Here is a 17880-nt window from a genome sequence, read left to right as displayed (position 1 = left end):
CAGCGGATCTCGGCCAGAACGCGCCGTAGGATGCCGTGAGCAGCTTGGGCCACTGGTCGGATCGGGAGCAGAAGCACATCGTGAGCAGCGAGAACGCAGACGCCGGACATGAGCACGAAGAGTCGTCCGTGTGGGACGTCGTCGTAGTCGGCGCCGGACCGGCGGGAGCCTCCGCGGCATACGCGGCGGCCGTCGCCGGCCGTAAGGTACTGCTCTTGGAGAAGGCGGAGCTGCCCCGTTACAAGACGTGCGGCGGCGGCATCATCGGATACTCGCGCGACGCGTTGCCGCCCGGGTTCGAACTGCCCCTGCGGGACCGGATCCACGCGGTCACCTTCTCGCTCAACGGCAGGCTGGCGCGCACCCGCCGCTCCAAGCGGATGCTCTTCGGCCTCATCAACCGCCCCGAGTTCGACGCGGGGCTCGTCGAGCAGGCGCAGAAGGCCGGGGCCGAACTGCGCACCGGCGCGACCGTCTCGCGGGTGGAGCAGCACGGCGCCGCGGTGCCCGACCGGCGCACGGTCGCGGTCGTGCTGTCCGGCGGCGAGACCGTCCTGGCCCGCGCGGTGGTCGGAGCCGACGGCAGCGCCGGGCGGATAGGAGCGCACGTCGGGGTGAAGCTCGACCAGGTCGACCTGGGCCTGGAGTCGGAAATCCCGGTGCCGCCCACCGTCGCGGAGGACTGGGCGGGCCGTGTCCTCATCGACTGGGGCCCGATGCCCGGCAGTTACGGCTGGGTCTTCCCCAAGGGCGACACCCTGACGGTCGGCGTGATCTCCGCGCGCGGCGACGGCGCCGGCACCAAGCGGTATCTGGAGGACTTCGTCGCACGGCTCGGCCTCGCCGGATTCGAGCCCAGGATCTCCTCGGGCCACCTGACGCGCTGCCGCAGCGAGGACTCGCCGCTCTCGCGCGGCCGGGTGCTGGTGTGCGGTGACGCGGCCGGGCTGCTGGAGCCGTGGACCCGCGAGGGAATCTCCTTCGCGCTGCGTTCGGGACGGCTCGCCGGTGAGTGGGCGGTACGCGTCGCCGAGGCGCACGACGCGGTGGACGCCCGCCGCCAGGCGCTCAACTACGCCTTCGCCATCAAGGCCGGTCTCGGTGTCGAGATGAGCGTGGGCCGGCGCATGCTGAAGCTGTTCGAGCGGCGCCCGGGCCTGCTGCACGCGGTTCTCACGGGTTTCCGCCCGGCATGGAACGCGTTCGCGGGTATCACGCGTGGCACGACCTCGCTGGCCGAGCTGGTCCGTTCGCACCCGCTGGCCCAGCGGGCGCTCTCGGCGATGGACCGTTAGAACGCCGGATTCCGAGGGCTGACGCGCCGTCCGGCGCTCCACCCCTCGTCGGCGATCCGGAAGACGGGGTGGTCCGGGCAGGCCGCCAGGATCTCGGCGTCCGTGGACTTCGCCGTGACGCCCCGGAAGTACTGGTCGACCTCCCAGCCCCACCGCTCCAGGTAGGTGCGGAGGACGGCCGCCTTGTGCGCGTCGTCCGCGATCTCCACGGCCGAGAAGGCCCGCGTCCGGCGGCCGCGGCGCAACTCCCCGCCGCCCGCCGCCCGCATGTTGCGCACCCACTGCGAGTGGCCGCGGGCGGAGACCAGGTACCCCACACCCTCGTATTGGTGCGGGTTGACCGGGACGCGCTGCATCCGGCCGCTCTTGCGGCCCCGCACCGACAGCTCCTGCGAGCCGAGCAGGCTGATTCCGTGCCGCGCGAGCCAGCCGACGAGGCTGTTGAAGCGGACGTTGAGCGGGCTGCCCTGCAGGTAGTACGGCTGCGTCTGCGACGGAGACATGGTGTGTGACCCCCACGGAGGAGAAAGCGTTTCCGAGAGCAGTGCTCTCGCTTGAGATCAGTGTGCAGGGAGCGTTGCTCAAAAGCAAGAGCACTGCTCTCGTTATTGGTCGCTGCTCTGCACGCATGGCAGACTGGGGCCCATGAGCGCTATCCGGGGAGCCAGGGAACGGGCCCGTATCGAGGTCACCGCCGCCATCAAGGACGAGGCGAGGAAACAGCTCGCCGCCGAGGGCGCGGCAAAGCTGTCGCTGCGCGCCGTCGCGCGCGAACTGGGCATGGCCTCCTCGGCCCTCTACCGCTACTTCCCCAGCCGGGACGACCTGCTGACCGCTCTGATCGTCGACGCGTACGACGCGGTCGGGGAGGCCGCCGAGCGTGCCCACCGCGCCGCCGCCGGGGAGCCCGGCCTCCCCGCCGCCGGTCTCACCCGCTGGGTCGCCGTCGGCTGCGCCGTACGCGACTGGGCACTGGCCCACCCCCACGAGTACGCGCTCATCTACGGCTCGCCCGTGCCCGGATACGCCGCCCCGCAGGACACCGTCGGCCCCGCGGCGCGCGTCGGCATGGTGCTCATCGCCATCGTGGAGGAGGCCCGCCGCGACGAGGGCCTGGCGCTTCCGCCGCTCCCGGACGAGCTGCGCCCGGAGGCCGAACGGCTCGCCGCGGACGTGGCTCCGGGGCTCGCTCCGGCGGTGGCCGCCCCGCTCGTCGCGGCCTGGGCGCAGCTGTTCGGGCTGATCTCCTTCGAGGTGTTCGGCCAGTTCAACCGGGTGGTGGAGGCCCGCGAGGTCTTCTTCCGCCAAGCGGTCACGGAACTGGCCCGCACAGTGGGCCTCCTGGGCCGGCGCGGCTGAGCCGGTACGGCGTCAGGACCAGGTGATCGAGGAGTTCTCGCGCCAGATCCGCGCCGGCTCCTCGTCGCCCGTCACCGTCAGGGCGGACAGCGGGAGCCGGTTCCACAGGGCGAGGTAGAGCGTCCCGGCCGGCGCGCTCAGCTCGCAGTCCACGGCCGATGCCCCGGCCGGTCCCTCCTCGCGCACCGCCGCCGGCGGCTCGGCGGACAGCCGTACGGTCCACGCCGTGTCCGTGTCCGTCGCCCGGACCCGCAGCGTGCGCGGGGTCCCGGTGCGCACCCGGCTCTTCGGACGGGCGTGCATCCCCCGCAGCAGTTCGTCGATGCCGTCCAGCGCGAAGGCGGGCGCGACGGCGGAGAGGCCGCCGCCGCGCGCGGACTCGGCGTCCACCCGGTGGATCGTCGTCTCATGGGCCTGGCGGCGGGCCCAGAAGGCGAGTGGCGAGGGCGCGGGGAGGAACGACCAGCACTCCACGTCCTGCGGCGCGTTCTCCAGTGCCTCCACCAGGAGCTGGTGCCCTTCGCGGAAGCGGGCCAGCAGCTCCGGTCCGTCCAGCTCCGGTTCGCCGCCGTCGGGGACGTACGAGGTGTGCCCCTCGCGTACGAAGGCGGCGGCCCAGGCGTGCACCATCGCGGTGTGCCTGAGCAGATCGCGCACCCGCCAGTCGGGACAGGTCGGCACCGGGGCCCCGGTGCCCGCCTCGCCGGCCGCGTCCGCCAGCAGGCGCCCTTCGGCGGCCAGGGCCGCTATGTGTTCCGTGATCTCCATGGCCCGGATTGTGCCACCCGGGCGCGCCCCGGAGAGGGCGGTCCGGTCAGGCACCCTGGGGACGGATCTTCCGGCGGGCGCCGCCGCGTACCAGCTGTACGAACCAGCCCAGCGCCAGCGACTGCACCAGCACGGACACCGTCAGCGCCAGGTACATGAACCAGGCGGGGCCGAAGGACTCCGCCCCGGCCGCCGAACTGCCGAGCAGGAACACGAAGACGGCCGGCGCCGCCAGCAGGAACAGCCAGACCCCGGCGAACGAGGCGTCCTCGTGGGCGATGAACAGGGTGTCCGCGGCGACCAGGACGGCCGCCGCGACAACCGCCCCCAGGTAGAGCAGGGACGCCGCGTTCCCGAAGGTGAGCCGGACGAGCGCGCGGCTCGTCCGCCGGCTGAGTGCGGGCCTGTTCATGGTGTGCTCCCCGTGGATGGCTGTTCCTCCATCGTGCGCGGGGGGAATCGTTCCTGCCTGAGTACCGCTACTCATCCGGTCAGGTGTGCGCCGCCTTGCGGGCGCCGTAGCCCAGGGCCGCCGCCGCGCCGGCCAGCACCGCCACCGTGGTCAGGGCCACCGGCAGCGAGAACCAGTCGGCCAGGAACCCGATCGCGGGCGGCCCGAGCAGCATGCCGCCGTACCCGAGCGTCGAGGCCGCCGCGACCCCGCCGGGTCCGGCCAGCTCGCCCGCCCGGCCGACCGCCACCGGGAAGATGTTGGCGAGGCCGATCCCGGTGACCGCGAAGCCGAGCAGCGCCAGCCAGGCCGTGGGGGCGAGCGCGCCCAGGAGCATCCCGGCGGCGGCCGTGGCGCCGCCCGCCACCAGCGTGCGGGTCTGCCCGAGCCGTTCGAGGAGGGCGGTGCCGCTGAGCCGGCCCGCCGTCATGGCCAGCGCGAACAGCGAGTATCCGGCGGCGGCCACCCCGGGACGGGCGTGCAGGTCCTGTTCCAGGTGGAGGGCGCCCCAGTCGGCCAGCGCGCCCTCGCCGTACGCGGTGCAGAGCGCGATCAGGCCGAACAGCAGCACCACCCTGCGCGCCCGCCCGGACAGCCGCTGCGCGGACCGGCCCGCGGGCGGGGCGTCCGCTGCGCGGACCGGCCCGCGGGCGGGGCGTCCGCCGGTTCCGGGGCCACGGGCGCCGGGTGACGCAGGAGGACCGGGCCCGCGAGTGCGGTGACGACCAGTCCGATCCCGGTCAGGAGGGAGAGGTGGACGGTGGGTGAGAGGCCGCCCGCGACGAGCCCGCCGAGCCCCGCGCCGAGCATCCCGCCGAGGCTGAACGCGGCGTGGAAGCTGGGCATCACGGGGCGGCGCAGAGCGGCGACCAGGTCCACCGCGGCGCTGTTCATCGCCACGTTCGCCCCGCCGTACGCGGCACCGAAGAGCAGGAGCACGAGCCCCAGCGACAGCGCCGAGTGCGTTCGGGCGGGCAGTGCGATGCTGAGGGAGAGGAGCACCGCGCAGACCACGGTCACCGCGTGGCTGCCGAACCGGCGGCAGAGCCGGCCGGTGAGCGTCATGGTGACCACGGCACCGGCGGAGACGCCGAGGAGTGCGAGGCCGAGGGTGGCGGCCGAGGCGCCGGTCTGGTGCTTGATGGCCGGGATGCGGACCACCCAGCCGGCGAAGAGGAACCCGTCGAGGGCGAAGAACACGGTCAGCGCGGTACGGAGACGGGCCGACGAGAGCGTGACGGTGTTGCCGCCAAGTCCCCCCGGGAGTGCCGTCCGCAGTTTGTTTAGTTGCGGCACAAACTCAGCATAGGGGCGGCCCGGCGGCCGGTGCAAGACCGCTGCCCCGACCGGCCCGAAGCGCTGGGCCCCGGAGTGCGCGGGGGCCCGTCACCCGGGGCACGTCGGCCACCACGGCGTCGGAGGAACCTCCGGATCATGGGAGACTCGCCCCCATGAACGGCAAGGCGACCACCACCCGGACGAAGTTGGAGAGGGGCCGCAGCGCGCTCGGACCCGCCCTGGAACTGGTCCACACCGGACGCGCGCCCACGCGTGCCGTCCTCACCTCCGAGCTGGGGGTCACCCGCGCGACGGCGGGCGCGGTCGCCGCGGAGCTGGAAGCCCTCGGTCTCATCCGGGTCGACTCCAGCCCCGGTTCGGCGGCGGGTTCGCAGGGCCGGCCCTCGCACCGGCTCGCCGTACGGGAGTCCGGCCCGGTGGCCGTCGCCGCCCAGGTGCACGCCGACGGCTTCCGCGCCGCGCTCGTCGGCCTCGGCGGCCGCCTCGTCGCGACCGCCCCCGGCTGCGTCACCATCACCGCCGATCCCGCCCAGGTCATCGGCGAAGTCGTGGACCACTGCGCACGGCTGCTCCGGGACAGCGGGCTGCGGTGCGTCGGGGCCGGGCTCGCGGTGCCGTCGGCGGTCGCCGAGCCGGAGGGCACCGCCCTCAACCCGCTCCACATCGCCTGGCCCGCCGGCGCCCCGGTCCGCGAGATCTTCGCCACCTGCGTACGCGAAGCGGGCATCGGGGGACCGGCGTTCACCGGCAACGACGTCAACCTCGCCGCGCTCGCCGAACACCGGCACGGCGCCGGGCGCGAGGCCCAGCACCTGCTGTGCGTCGCCACCGGGCACCGGGGCGTGGGCGGGGCGCTCGTTCTCGACGGCCGCCTGCACACCGGGAGTTCGGGGCTCGCCCTGGAGGTCGGCCACCTCACCGTCAACCCCGAGGGCCGCCCCTGCCATTGCGGGGGGCGCGGCTGCCTGGACGTCGAGACGGACCCGCTCGCCTTCCTCACCGCCGCCGGGCGCACCCCGGGCCCCGAGGAGTCGCTGCTCAAGCAGTCCGGGGACCTGTTGCGCAACGAGTACGGGGACCCGGCCGTGCGCACCGCCGCCGAGGAACTGATCGACCGGCTCGGACTGGGGCTCGCCGGTCTCGTCAACATCCTCAACCCGGACCGGATCATCCTCGGCGGGCTGCTCCGCGCCCTGCTCGACGCCGACCCGGAGCGGCTGCGGGCGGTCGTGGCCGACCGCAGTCTCTGGGGCCGCAGCGGGAGCGTGCCGATCCTGCCCTGCACCCTCGACCACAACAGCCTGGTCGGTGCGGCGGAACTGGCCTGGCAGCCGGTCCTGGACGATCCGCTGGTGGCGCTGGCCTGAAGCAGTTCAGACCCCCGGCGCCTCGAACGCGAACGCCCGCGCCGGATTCGCCACCAGTACCGCCTCCATGGCCTCGGCGCCCAGTACCTCCCCGAGACGGGGCCGCAGCCGGCGCAGCAGGTACGGCATGCCGGGGGTCTCCGGGACCGTCGTGTCACCGCCCAGCAGCAGCTGCCCGGTGAACCCCGCCCCGGCCAGCTCCGCCAGTTCCTCCGGCAGCCGCCAGTCCGTCGCGTGGTTGGCCCGTGACGGCCCGTCGAACGCCAGGAAGGCGCCCGCCCGCGCCGCCTCCCGCTGCACCGCCCCGTCCGGGGAGCGGCCGAGGTGGCCGAGGACCACCCGGTGCGGCGGGACGCCCAACTCGCCGCACAGCAGCTCCAGGACGTCGAGCGCGGCCGTGCCCAGCTCCAGGTGGACGGCGATCGGCGCCCCGGTGCGGTGATGGGCCCCGGCCGCCGCGGTCATGGTGAGCCGGGCGTGCGCGTCGAGCGTGTGGAAGGCGCCGGCCACCTTGATCAGGCCCGCACGCACCCCGGTGGCACCGATGCCCTCGGTGAGTTCGGCGACGAAGAGCGCGGCGAGATCGTCCTTGATGCGGTCCAGCAGTTCCGGCGGGTAGTGCGCAGCCTGGTGCAGCCCCGTGGCGGCGACCACGTGCGTGCCCGTCGTCCGGGACAGTGCGGCCAGGGCGTCGGCCCCGCGACCCATGCCGTGCGGCGTCCACTGCACGACGGCCCGGCCGCCCAGCGCGTGGAAGGCGCGGAGCCGGCCGGCCGCCGACACGGGGTCGTCCAGCTCCTGCCCGGGCAGCACCGGGCTGCGCAGGAAGAGGTGGTCGTGGGCGTCGCAGACCCCCAGCTGCCCGGGCGCGATGTCACCGAGGACGGTACGGACGACGGCTACCACTGGCGGCCCCGCGTGATCCGGTCCTGCTCGGGGCGGCTGAGGTGGAGCACCTGGAAGCGCTCGCCGGGCGCGGCCGGGGCGTCGTGGTCCCAGAGCGTGAAGTGCAGGAGCTCCCAGTGGTGCGGATCGGCCGCCAGCGCGGAGGCCACGGCGCCCGGCGATTTCGCGAGCCGGCGGCTTACCTCCAGGGCCGCTTCCACCGCCTCCGCCGGGGAGAGCGACGCCGGTACCGGCGAGCGGTGGCGGGTCGCCGAGCGGGGGAGTGCGGAGGACGCGGGCCCCTCCTCGTACGCGAGTCCGGTCCAGTGCCGTACCGCGGGGCGTCCGAAGTCCTGGACCACGCCCTGGAACCCGGAGCCCCAGAGGAAGGCGTTCATGCCTTCGGGCCGGGTCCAGAGGTAGAACGGCGCGTACTGGTTGACCGGGGAGTCCTCGCCCCGCTCCCGCATCAGATACGCCTTGAGCCCGAGGCCCGGGAAGTCGTCCAGGAGGTGCCCCCTGGTCGCCACCCGGTGGCGTATGACGCCCATGTCGTAATCGGCCGGCAGGGTGATCTCGTACTGCATGGCATGCATCGAGGGCTCCTCAGGACGCCGGGTAGTCGGCGACGACGGTGTCGGTGTGCCAGTGGATGGTGGAGCCGTCCCCGGCGGCCTCGACCGCGGCGAGATGGGTCATGAACGTGCGGGGGGACGCCCCGTGCCAGTGCCACTCGTCCGGCTCGATCCACACGGTGTCGCCGGCCCGGATCGTCTCGACCGGGCCGCCCCTGCGCTGCACCAGGCCCTCGCCCTCGGTGACGTGCAGGACCTGGCCGTGCGGGTGGGTGTGCCACGAGGTGTGGCCGCCCGGTGCGAAGTGCACGCTGAACATCCGCAGGCGGGAGGGCGGTTCGGGTGCGGCGATCTCGTCGAGCCACACCGTGCCGTTGAAGTGGTCGGAGGGACCCGATGCGGTGTCGGGGCGGTTCCTGGTGATGCGCATGTTGCGGCTGCTCCTGAAGCGGTCGATGGGTCAGGCGGGCGGGGCGAGCAGGCTGAGCAGTCCCCGTACGCCCGCGTCGAAGGCGTCCGTCGAACCCGAGGCGCGGGCCAGCACGTAGCCGCCCTGCACCGTCGCGACGATCGAGGCGGCGATGTCCTCGGGTACCAGGCCGGAGGTGAACTCACCCCGGTCGACGCCCTCGCGGACGATGCCGGAGAGCCTGCCGCGCAGCCAGGCGATGGTCTCGTCCACCGGCTCCCGCAGTTCGTCGCTCGCGATGATGTCCGGGTCCATGGTCAGCCGGCCCACCGGGCAGCCGCGCAGCACGTCGCGCTCCCGCAGCAGATAGGCCGAGATCCGCTCGTACGCCGATCCGGGCGCGTCGAGCACCGGCTCCGCGGCCTCCCGCAGCTCGTCGGCCGTGCGGCGGATGGCGGTGAGGGCCAGACCGGGTTTGCCGGTGAAGTGGTGGTACATGCTGCCCTGGCCCACCCCGGCGTGCCGCTGGATGGCCTTGGGGCTCATGCCCACGTAACCGCGCTCCCACAGGAGTTCCCGGGTGGCTTCGATCAGACGGTCCGGAGTGCTCATGCCCGGACTGTACATACTAGTAGGTACAGAACGGAAGCGGCTGTCGCGCATACAGGAGCGGGGCACCCCGGTCCGGGATGCCCCGCTCCTGTCGCGTCAGCCCACCACGGCCGACCGCGACGCCGAGGGCGGTGAACCGTCCAGACGCTTGAGGACGCTCAGATCGAACGGCCCATCGGTGGTCGCCCCGTACACCACATGGGACGGCGGGGCGAGCGGGGCCGGGGCGGGAAGCGTGAACCACACGACCTTCCCCGCGCCGCCCCGGGGGCGCACCCCCCAGCTCTCGCTGACCGCGGCGATCAGCGCGAGCCCGCGACCCGACGTACTGGAGTCGTCGGCCTCGCGCACGGTCGGCAGCCGTGGATCGTGGTCGTGGACGGACACCGTGAGCCGTTCGAGCAGCAACTCGATCTCGACGGTGCATGACTTGTCCGGCTGTGCGTGCCGGTGGACGTTGGTGAGGAGCTCGGTGACGCCCAGCGCTGTCTGGTCGATCAGGGAATCGAGATGCCAGTAGCGCAGTTGCGCCGAGATGATTCTGCGGACCTGACCGATCCGCGACGGCAGGGCCTGGAGCTCCACCGTGCAGTGCCTGCTTGGCTCGCTGATCACGGCTGCGACTCCCCGAAATAGGTCCGGAAGAAGACGGAGAAACGGATCCAGCACATGGCTCGCTGCTGAGTCCGGGCCGGCGGCCTGGATCACAGTGTCACCGCCGGTACACCATGAGTGACGTGACTCCAATGTCGCTCAGGGCATACGGCTCCGCAACTCGCGGTGTCCCCGCCCCCCACCGGACTCAGGAGCGGCGGCCTCCCGCGCTGTAGAGCGCCTCCAGGAACCGGTGCGAGGGGGCCGCGTCACCGGGTTTGCCGTCCGGCCGCCGCATCGTCAGCCGGTACCGCGTTCCGTTGACCCGCGCCACCGTGGCGTCCGCCCCCGCGAACCACGGTCTGCCCGCGCTCACCGTGCCCACCGGCGCGCTGTCGATCTCCCGCCCGTAACTCGTCAGGAGGGCCACCCGGCCGTCCTTCACGGTCACCTGCCCCGCCCTGGTGACCGAGCGGGCCCACCGGTCGATCCGCACACCGGTCGCACTGAACTCCGTCACACGCCTCGCGCCGAACTCCGTTTCCGACATGGCCTCTTCGCCCCCTTCGTCATGCCTCTGAGACGAAGTGTGCCCATCGCGGGGCGTGCACACCAGAGCGGGACGGTACGTAAACGGCGCATTCGGGCCGTGCGGGGGCGCGGGGGACCCGGCCGCGACACCAAGGCACTGCTATGGACCATCAAAGTCAACGTTTGTGCAGGTGGGGGGCATATCGTGGGCCCGCCGAGACCGGTCGTACGAGGAGAAGCGCGCAGATGGACACCACTGAGCACGGGCACGGCGGCGCAGCCGCGCCGACCGTCGACATCGACCGTTCGGATCCGGCCTACCGCGCCTGGCTCAAGGAGGCCGTCCGCAAGGTCCAGGCCGACGCCAACCGCTCCGCCGACACCCATCTGCTGCTCTTCCCGCTCCCGGAGAGCTGGGGCATCGACCTCTACCTCAAGGACGAGTCGACCCACCCCACCGGCAGCCTCAAGCACCGGCTGGCGCGTTCGCTCTTCCTCTACGGGCTCTGCAACGGCTGGATCAGACCGGGCAAACCGGTCATCGAGGCGTCGAGCGGTTCGACCGCCGTCTCGGAGGCGTACTTCGCCAAACTGATCGGCGTTCCGTTCATCGCCGTCATGCCCCGCACCACCAGCCCGGAGAAGTGCCGGCTCATCGAATTCCACGGCGGGCGCTGCCACTTCGTGGACGACTCGCGCCGGATGTACGAGGAATCGGCGCGGCTCGCCGCCGAGACCGGTGGCCATTACATGGACCAGTTCACCTACGCCGAGCGGGCCACCGACTGGCGGGGCAACAACAACATCGCGGAGTCCGTCTACCAGCAGCTGAGGCTCGAACGCTATCCCGAGCCCGCCTGGATCGTCGCCACCGCCGGCACCGGCGGCACCTCGGCGACCATCGCGCGCTATGTGCACTACATGCAGCACGACACCCGGATCTGCGTGCCCGACCCGGAGAACTCCTGCTTCTTCGACGGCTGGACCCACCACGACCCGCACGCCACCAGCGACTGCGGCTCCCGCATCGAGGGCATCGGCCGGCCCCGCATGGAGCCCAGCTTCGTCCCCGGCGCGATCGACCGGATGATGAAGGTCCCGGACGCGGCGAGCGTCGCCGCCGTGCGCGCCCTGGAACGCGCCATCGGGCGCAAGGCCGGCGGCTCCACCGGAACCGGTCTGTGGAGCGCCTTCAAACTGATCGCCGAGATGGTCGCCCGGGGCGAGCGGGGGAGCGTCGTCACCCTGATCTGCGACCCCGGCGACCGCTACCTCGACAAGTACTACTCCGACTCCTGGCTGGCCGCGCAGGGCCTCGACATCGCCCCGTACACCCGGACCATCGAGCGGTTCCTGGCCACCGGCGGCTGGCCGGAGGCGTGAACCCTCAGCCGTACCGGCCCGCCGGGCGGTCCAGCATGGCGTCGAGCACCCTGCCGAACACCCGCTTCCCGGCACCGGCCAGCACCGGGTCGGCCCAGCGCGGCAGCAGCCGTACGCTCAGCTCCTCCACCCACACCACATGGGAGCCGGCCCGGTTCGGATACACGTCGATGGACGCGCGGCCCCGTACCACCCGGCCGCGCTTCTCCAGCCGGCACATCCCCGCCCGGCTCCCGGCCGGTGGCGACCAGCGGACCACTTCCATCGGATCGTCGAACGCCAGCGGACCCACCCCGGTGCGCGCCACGAACACCGTCCCGACCCGGGTCGGCAGCCCCGTCGGCACCGTGATCGTGGTCAGCGGAACCTGCGCGGCATGCCGCTCCCAGTCCGTCACCCGGCGCCAGGACTCGGCTGCGGGCAAGGAGGTGAAACGCTCGATCCGGAACACGGCCACACCGAGATCCTAGGGCGTGGAGGCCTCGCCGCGAGCGGAGCGGAATGCCTCAGCCCTCAGCGGGCCCCTCGTCACCCGCCACCAGCAGCCCCGGCAGACGCTCCTCGATCTCCGCCCGCGCACCGGCGGGCAGCCCGGCGTCCGTGACGAGCGTGCTCACCTCGTCCAGCGAGGCGAACGAGCTGAGGCCCACCGTGCCCCACTTGGTGTGGTCGGCGACCACCACCACCCGGCGCGCCGACCGCACGAACCGGCGGTTCGTCTCCGCCTCCGCGAGATTCGGCGTGGACAGCCCCGCCTCCACCGAGATCCCGTGGACCCCGAGGAACAGCACGTCGAAGTGGAGCGCCGCGATCGCCCGGTCCGCGACCGGGCCGACCAGTGAATCGGACGGCGTACGCACCCCGCCGGTGAGGACGACGGTCGCCGCACCCGGCCGGCCGCCCGGAGCGCCGGGCCGCTGCGCCGCGTGGAACACGTCCGCGACCCGCACCGAATTCGTCACGACCGTCAGGTCCGGCACCTCCAGCAGGTGCTGGGCCAGCGCGTACGTCGTGGTGCCCCCGGACAGGGCGATCGCACTGCCGGGCACGGCCATCGCGGCGGCGGCCCGGGCGATGTCCTCCTTGGCGCTGAGCTCCAGCGTCGACTTCGCCTCGAAACCGGGCTCGTGCGTGCTCGCCTCGACCACCGGGACGGCACCGCCGTGCACCTTCTCGATCACACCCTGCCGGGCCAGCGCGTCCAGATCCCGGCGGACGGTCATGTCCGAGACGTTCAGCTTCCGGGTCAGCTCGTTGACCCGGACCCCGCCGCGCCGGCGCACCTCGTCAAGGATCAGCGCGCGCCGCTGCTCCGCGAGCAGATTCTGATTCTCGCTCAACGCCGGGCCTCGCCCTTCCGTCTGGCCGTACAGGAGTCCGTATCGACGGACTCATCCTGCCATGCGCGGTGTCGCCGGCCCCCGCCCGGGGGACATTCGTCAGTAACGGTGACCGGCCCTCAGCCGCCTTCCCCCTGCGAGAGCGAGACGCACGTGCCCCCTCCCACCCCTGCCCCGCGCAGCCCCGGTCCCGCGCTGGAATTACTGGTCCACGGCGTGGGCGGGACCACCCCCCAGGAAATGCTGGTCGACCCGCGCACGGTCCGGGTCACCGGCGACACCACCGCGGCCATCTACCGGCGCTCCACCGACATCGACGCCGAACAGCACCCCGAGAGGTACCGCGACAAGCCCATCGCCGAGGCGTACTGCTGGTCCAACCTCACCTCCGGCAACGGCTCCCGCGCGCTGTGGCTGCTGCTGCTCCCGTTCATGGTGATCAACCTCGCCCACTGGATGCGCCCCACCGCCCGGCGCCGCCCCCGCGCGATCCGGCTGTACGGCGTCCTCGTACGACTCGTCGCGCTCAGCCTCACCGTGCTCCTGACCGCCGCCGCCTGCGAGGTCGCCCTCGACCTCACCGCCTGGCAGTGCGCGGGCGTCGCCGCCTGCTCCGAGAAGCGCTCCTGGCTCGGCTTCCTCTCCGCCGAGCAGGGCGGCTGGTGGTCCCTGCCCGGCCGCCGCCTCGCACTGGCCGCGCTGGTGCCGACCGCGCTGGTCGGGCTGCTCTGGTTCCTGTCCAACCGCACCTGGAGCGCCTACGAGTCCCAGCGCCCGCTGACCGAGGCGGACCCGGACGACATGGAGGACGACGGTCCCGCGCCCGCGGCCCACCCGGTCCGCCCCGCGCTCGGACGGCCGGGATTCTGGTACGGGCGCCGCCTCGTCGCCCGGCTGCGCGCCGCCCACACCGCGGCCGGCTTCCTCACCGTCACCGCGGCCGTCACGGAGGCCGCCGCCCGCCACGACCGCGCCGTCCCGGGACCGGTCGCCCCGCTCCTCGGCCGGCTCATCGAAGGGGCCCTCGCCATCGGGCTCCTCGTCGTGATCTGGGTGGTCTGCCGCCGGGGCCGCAGCGAACGGCGCCTCGACAACCGGCTCGACCGGGCGGTCATCACCTGGCTGCCCGGCGCCGCGCTGGCCCTCCTCGTCCTCGCCGCCGTCCACGCCGCCTGGCCGCGCCCCGGCTGGACCTCGTCCGGGAGGCTTCCCGGCGACACCACGCTGTTCCGGGCGGTCACCGTCGCCGAGGGCATCCTGGTGGTCCTCCTCGCGGCGATCTCCCTCTACCTGTACCGGTGCTGCCCGGAGCCGCGCACCGTCCTGCGCGGACTCGGCGGACCGGCCGTCGCGATGCTCGCCTGTGCGCTCGGCGGCGTGATGACCGGCGGCGTCGCCCAGCGCGTCGCCGACTGGCTCGACGGACCCGGCAGCCCGGGCATGGGGCGCAGCGCGTTGATAGAGGGACCACCGGTGCTGCTCAGCTGGCAGGCGTCGGTCATCCCCGTCCTCCTCCTGCTCCTCCTGGTGCCGGGCGCCGTCCTCGGCGTACGGACCTGGCTGGCGGCCCGCAGGCTGGAACCCGTGGTCGACGCGGAGTACGGGGAGCCGTTCCCCGACCCGGCCCGGACCCAGCGGATCGCCCGCATCCGGGCCACGGCCGCGCTCACCGACTCGGCGCCCGGCATGGTGGGGATCGTCTCCGGAGCCACCCTGTTCCTGGGCGCGGGGGCGGTGGCCGGGTCCTGGGCCACCGGCGAGGTCCCCGGACTCGCGCTGGACGGCAGCGGCCCGTTCGTCGAATCGGTGGCCGAGGCGGCCCAGTCGACCGGCTCCTGGCTGATCGGCTTCGGCTTCCTCGTCTTCGTCGCCTGCGGGAGACGGGCCTACCGGGACGCGTCCGCCCGGCGCACGATCGGCATCCTCTGGGACGTCGGTACGTTCTGGCCGCGCGCCGCCCACCCCTTCGCCCCGCCCTGCTACGCGGAGCGCGCCGTGCCCGACCTGGCCTCCCGGATGTCCGGCTGGACCGGCCGCACCCGGGGCCGGCTCGTCATCTCCGGCCACTCCCAGGGCAGTGTCCTCGCGGCCGCCGCGGTCTGGCAGCTGCCCGCCCGCACCCGCTCCCGGGTCGCCCTGCTCACGTACGGATCGCCGATCGAACGGCTCTACGCCCGCTGGTTCCCGGCGTACTTCGGGGCCGGGCAGCTCCACGGGCTGCACCGCTCCGTGCACTGCTGGCGCAATCTGTGGCGGGCCACCGACCCCATCGGCGGCGAGATCCGGCTCGGCGAGGACTCCGGCCCCGAGGTCGACCGGGGCCCGCTCAAGGACCCGCTGGTCTACGGACGGACGCCCGAACACCCGCTGCCCGAGCCGGTGCTCGGCCACTCCGACTACCAGGCCGACCCCGTCTTCGCCGAGGAGCGCGCCGCCCTCCTGGAACGGCTCGCCCCCGTGCTGCCCCAGCAGGCGGAACCCGTCGGCGAGGACGTCAGGGCAGTTCCGGGAGGTCCTCCGGATACAGCAGAGTGAGGTCGTCCGTGCTCGGCTCCGCGAGCTGGGCGACCCGGCCGGCGTGCCGCTCGACCATCGACTCGAAGGTCTGGCGAGCGGTACGCCCGTTGCCGAAGGCCGCCCCCCTGGGCAGCTCCGCGAAGTACTTCAGCAGCGCCTCACCGGTGCCCGACGCCAGGTGGTACTCGTGCTCCTGGGACTGCTGCTCGACGATCCGCAGCAGCTCGGACGGCTCGTAGTCGCTGAACGTGATGGTCCGCGAGAAGCGGGACGCGACCCCGGGATTGACCGTCAGGAACCGCTCCATCTCCTGGGTGTACCCGGCGACGATGACCACCACAGCGTCCCGGTGGTCCTCCATCAGCTTCACCAGGGTGTCGATCGCCTCCCGGCCGAAGTCCCTTCCGGAGTCCTCGGGCGACAGCGCGTACGCCTCGTCCACGAACAGCACCCCGCCGCGCGCCCGGTCGAACGCCTCCTGCGTACGGATCGCCGTGGAGCCGATGTGCTCACCGACCAGGTCGACCCGGGACACCTCGACCAGATGGCCCCGCTCCAGCACCCCGAGCGCGGCCAGGATCTCGCCGTACAGCCGGGCCACCGTGGTCTTGCCGGTACCCGGGGAGCCGGTGAAGACCAGATGGCGGCGGACCGACGCGGCCTTGAGGCCCGCCTCCCGGCGCCTGCGCCCCACCTCGATCATGTCCGTGAGCGCCCGCACCTCCCGCTTGACGCTGTCCAGACCGACCAGCGCGTCGAGCTCGCCCAGGACCTCCCCCGAGGTGCGCACGGGCTCGGCGGGCGGCGCCGGTTCCACGGGGCGCGGGGCGGGGACGGTACCGAGCAGGCCGGGCGAGGTCTGCGTGGCCGTCAGGACCGGGGCCGGGGGAGTGGCGGTGCGCAGCCCGCTCTCGTCGCTCGTGCAGTCCTCCACGACCGGCCCGCTCCCCCCGCCGCCCTCCGGGCCGGTGCCCTCGGGGAACTCGTAACCGCCGCGCGCGCACCGCTCGGTGCGGCACCGGGTGAGCGTCGTCCGGCAGCCCTCCATCACATGGAAGCCGTACCCCTCGCTGCCGGTGACGCGGCAGCCGCTGAACGTCCCCCGGCCCTCGGCGGACACATAGAACCCGGCCTCGGCGGGAGAGGTCACCGTGCACCGCTCGATCACCGGGTCGGCGCCCTTGGTGACGATCACGCCCGTCTGCACGGCGTCGACGGTGCAGTTGTTCAGGGTGCCGCCGCTGCCGTGGTCGCGGAACCACGCGCCGGTCGACGCCTCCCGGATGCGGCAGTCGTCCAGCTGCGCGGTCGCCCCGTCGCTGACCGAGACGGCGGTGTTGCGGACCTGGGAGAGATCGCTGTCCACGACATCGGCGCGCGAGCCCCGGTCCAGGACGAACAGGGCGTCCGGCACGTCGTGGACCCGGCAGGAATCCAGTATCACCGTCGCCCCGTCGCTGACCCAGACTGCCGGGTAGTCGCCCGTACTGTCGTGGATCTCGCACTGGTTGGCGTCGACCCGGGTGCCGGGGTCCCACACCGAGAGCCCGTTGCGGCCGAAGCGGCGCACGGTCGAGCGGGTCAGCGTCAGCACCGCCCGCGAACGCAGATCCACCGCGTTCTCCGGGATGTCGTGGATGTCGCAGTCGGCGAGCGTCAGCACCGCGTCGGTGTCCAGCGTGACGCCGTCCGCCGAGGTGCGGTGCACCGTGCAGTCGGTGAGATGGGCGGAGGCGCGGGCCGTCACCTGGATCCCGCTGCCCTTGATCTCGTACACCTCGCAGCCCAGCGCCTCCAGGCCGCTGGCCTCGCCGGTGACGGACAGGCCCGCGCCCGAGGCGTGATGGACCCGGCAGCGCTCCAGCCGGGGGTGTCCGCCGTCGCGCACGGCGACCCCGGACTGCCCGGCCGAGACGATCTCGCACTCCTCGAACACCCCGCCCGCTCCGTCGAGCACGGCGATGCCGACGCCGGCCGGATTGTCGACGGTGCACCGGCGCACGGTGGGCCGGGCCGCGCCGCGCACCTCGACGCCCGCCGCCGAGCGGGTCACGATCCGCACGTCCGCTATCTCCGGTGCGCCGTCCTCGACGAGCACGGCCGGGGCCGCGGAGTCCTGCCCCTCCACATGGAGGTCCTGGACGACGGCGGAGGCGCGCAGCGTCAGCGGCACCCCGTCGGCGGGGGCGATGCGCACCGAGCCGACGGAGCCCTCGGGGCCGCGCAGCGTGACCGCGCGGGCGATGACCAGGTTCTCCCGGTAGGTGCCGGGCGCGACGGTGAGCACATCACCGTCCGCCGCCGCTTCGAGCGCCGCGGTGAGGGAGGCGTATTCGCCCGTGCGGCGCCGCCACCGCGATGTGCCGGTGTGCGTCACCTGGACCGTGCCCTGTGCCATGGCGCTGTCGTGCCCCCGCCTCGTGCGTGTGTGATGCCCGTGTCACCGGCCTCGCGGCAGCGACCAGCCGGGGTCCGCCTGCCGGAGAGCGACGGGC

Annotated in this window: 16 protein-coding genes and 2 pseudogenes; 5 read left to right on the top strand and 13 right to left on the bottom strand. The window is 73.4% G+C overall.

From position 1 onward, the window contains the following. Positions 1 to 80 precede the first annotated feature (80 nt). Positions 81 to 1295, top strand: coding sequence for a geranylgeranyl reductase family protein (locus tag ACN6LM_RS04425; RefSeq protein ID WP_383300891.1), 1215 nt, complete (start codon positions 81 to 83; stop codon positions 1293 to 1295). Here ACN6LM_RS04425 and ACN6LM_RS04420 read toward each other — a convergent pair. Beyond that, positions 1292 to 1798 carry a nitroreductase/quinone reductase family protein gene (locus ACN6LM_RS04420; protein ID WP_445063935.1) on the bottom strand — a complete coding sequence of 169 codons (507 nt, stop codon included), beginning with the start codon at positions 1796 to 1798 and terminating at the stop codon, positions 1292 to 1294. The two genes, ACN6LM_RS04425 and ACN6LM_RS04420, sit on opposite strands and share 4 nt — an antisense overlap. A gap of 142 nt (positions 1799 to 1940) precedes the next feature. On the opposite strand from ACN6LM_RS04420, the gene ACN6LM_RS04415 reads away from it, so the two are divergent. Next, positions 1941 to 2654, top strand: a complete 714-nt coding sequence (locus ACN6LM_RS04415; protein WP_445063934.1) for a TetR/AcrR family transcriptional regulator — start codon at positions 1941 to 1943, stop codon at positions 2652 to 2654. Positions 2655 to 2666: 12 nt separating this feature from the next. Here ACN6LM_RS04415 and ACN6LM_RS04410 read toward each other — a convergent pair whose 3' ends face one another. From ACN6LM_RS04410 to ACN6LM_RS04400, 3 genes and pseudogenes are all read right to left on the bottom strand, one after another. Then, on the bottom strand, positions 2667 to 3422 hold the full coding sequence (locus ACN6LM_RS04410) for a maleylpyruvate isomerase family mycothiol-dependent enzyme (protein ID WP_445063933.1): 756 nt from the start codon (positions 3420 to 3422) through the stop codon (positions 2667 to 2669). A 46-nt stretch (positions 3423 to 3468) separates the two neighbouring features. Beyond that, the gene (locus tag ACN6LM_RS04405; RefSeq protein WP_445063932.1) at positions 3469 to 3834 is read right to left on the bottom strand and encodes an SCO4225 family membrane protein; all 366 of its coding nucleotides are present in this window, start codon (positions 3832 to 3834) and stop codon (positions 3469 to 3471) included. A gap of 79 nt (positions 3835 to 3913) precedes the next feature. Beyond that, positions 3914 to 5073, bottom strand: a pseudogene (locus ACN6LM_RS04400) (MFS transporter). A 251-nt stretch (positions 5074 to 5324) separates the two neighbouring features. On the opposite strand from ACN6LM_RS04400, the gene ACN6LM_RS04395 reads away from it, so the two are divergent. Next, complete coding sequence (locus ACN6LM_RS04395) at positions 5325 to 6539, top strand: ROK family protein (protein WP_445063931.1); 1215 nt, start codon at positions 5325 to 5327, stop codon at positions 6537 to 6539. Between the two features lie 6 nt (positions 6540 to 6545). Here the strand turns inward: ACN6LM_RS04395 and ACN6LM_RS04390 are convergent, their stop codons facing one another. The 6 genes from ACN6LM_RS04390 to ACN6LM_RS04365 form a co-directional block, all read right to left on the bottom strand. Further along, complete coding sequence (locus ACN6LM_RS04390) at positions 6546 to 7445, bottom strand: phosphotriesterase family protein (protein ID WP_445063930.1); 900 nt, start codon at positions 7443 to 7445, stop codon at positions 6546 to 6548. Next, on the bottom strand, positions 7439 to 8020 hold the full coding sequence (locus ACN6LM_RS04385; protein ID WP_445063929.1) for a DUF4865 family protein: 582 nt from the start codon (positions 8018 to 8020) through the stop codon (positions 7439 to 7441). Before ACN6LM_RS04385 ends, ACN6LM_RS04390 begins: the two co-directional genes overlap by 7 nt. 10 nt (positions 8021 to 8030) lie before the next feature. After that, positions 8031 to 8429 carry a (R)-mandelonitrile lyase gene (locus ACN6LM_RS04380; RefSeq protein WP_445063928.1) on the bottom strand — a complete coding sequence of 133 codons (399 nt, stop codon included), beginning with the start codon at positions 8427 to 8429 and terminating at the stop codon, positions 8031 to 8033. Positions 8430 to 8459: 30 nt separating this feature from the next. Continuing rightward, on the bottom strand, positions 8460 to 9020 hold the full coding sequence (locus tag ACN6LM_RS04375) for a TetR/AcrR family transcriptional regulator (RefSeq protein WP_445063927.1): 561 nt from the start codon (positions 9018 to 9020) through the stop codon (positions 8460 to 8462). 96 nt (positions 9021 to 9116) lie between these two features. After that, entirely contained in the window at positions 9117 to 9635 is a 519-nt protein-coding gene (locus ACN6LM_RS04370; RefSeq protein WP_445063926.1) for an ATP-binding protein, read from the bottom strand. A gap of 187 nt (positions 9636 to 9822) precedes the next feature. Next, positions 9823 to 10164, bottom strand: a complete 342-nt coding sequence (locus ACN6LM_RS04365) for a hypothetical protein (protein ID WP_445063925.1) — start codon at positions 10162 to 10164, stop codon at positions 9823 to 9825. A 227-nt stretch (positions 10165 to 10391) separates the two neighbouring features. On the opposite strand from ACN6LM_RS04365, the gene cds1 reads away from it, so the two are divergent. Further along, complete coding sequence (cds1, locus tag ACN6LM_RS04360) at positions 10392 to 11528, top strand: L-cysteine desulfhydrase Cds1 (RefSeq protein ID WP_445063924.1); 1137 nt, start codon at positions 10392 to 10394, stop codon at positions 11526 to 11528. Positions 11529 to 11532: 4 nt separating this feature from the next. Here cds1 and ACN6LM_RS04355 read toward each other — a convergent pair whose 3' ends face one another. Together ACN6LM_RS04355 and ACN6LM_RS04350 are read right to left on the bottom strand one after the other, a co-directional pair. Next, positions 11533 to 11985 (bottom strand): SRPBCC family protein, encoded by a 453-nt coding sequence (locus tag ACN6LM_RS04355; protein ID WP_445063923.1) that lies wholly within the window; start codon positions 11983 to 11985, stop codon positions 11533 to 11535. A 49-nt stretch (positions 11986 to 12034) separates the two neighbouring features. Next, positions 12035 to 12868 (bottom strand): DeoR/GlpR family DNA-binding transcription regulator, encoded by an 834-nt coding sequence (locus ACN6LM_RS04350; protein ID WP_445063922.1) that lies wholly within the window; start codon positions 12866 to 12868, stop codon positions 12035 to 12037. 240 nt (positions 12869 to 13108) lie between these two features. Here ACN6LM_RS04350 and ACN6LM_RS04345 point away from each other — a divergent pair. Beyond that, positions 13109 to 15390, top strand: a pseudogene (locus ACN6LM_RS04345) (hypothetical protein); the annotation flags it as partial. Here ACN6LM_RS04345 and ACN6LM_RS04340 read toward each other — a convergent pair. Further along, entirely contained in the window at positions 15363 to 17783 is a 2421-nt protein-coding gene (locus ACN6LM_RS04340; protein WP_445063921.1) for a right-handed parallel beta-helix repeat-containing protein, read from the bottom strand. The pseudogene ACN6LM_RS04345 and the gene ACN6LM_RS04340 sit on opposite strands and share 28 nt — an antisense overlap. Positions 17784 to 17880: the final 97 nt, after the last annotated feature.

The sequence above is a fragment of the Streptomyces sp. SAS_281 genome (assembly GCF_052542855.1).
This window is presented reverse-complemented; position numbering and strand designations above follow the sequence as displayed.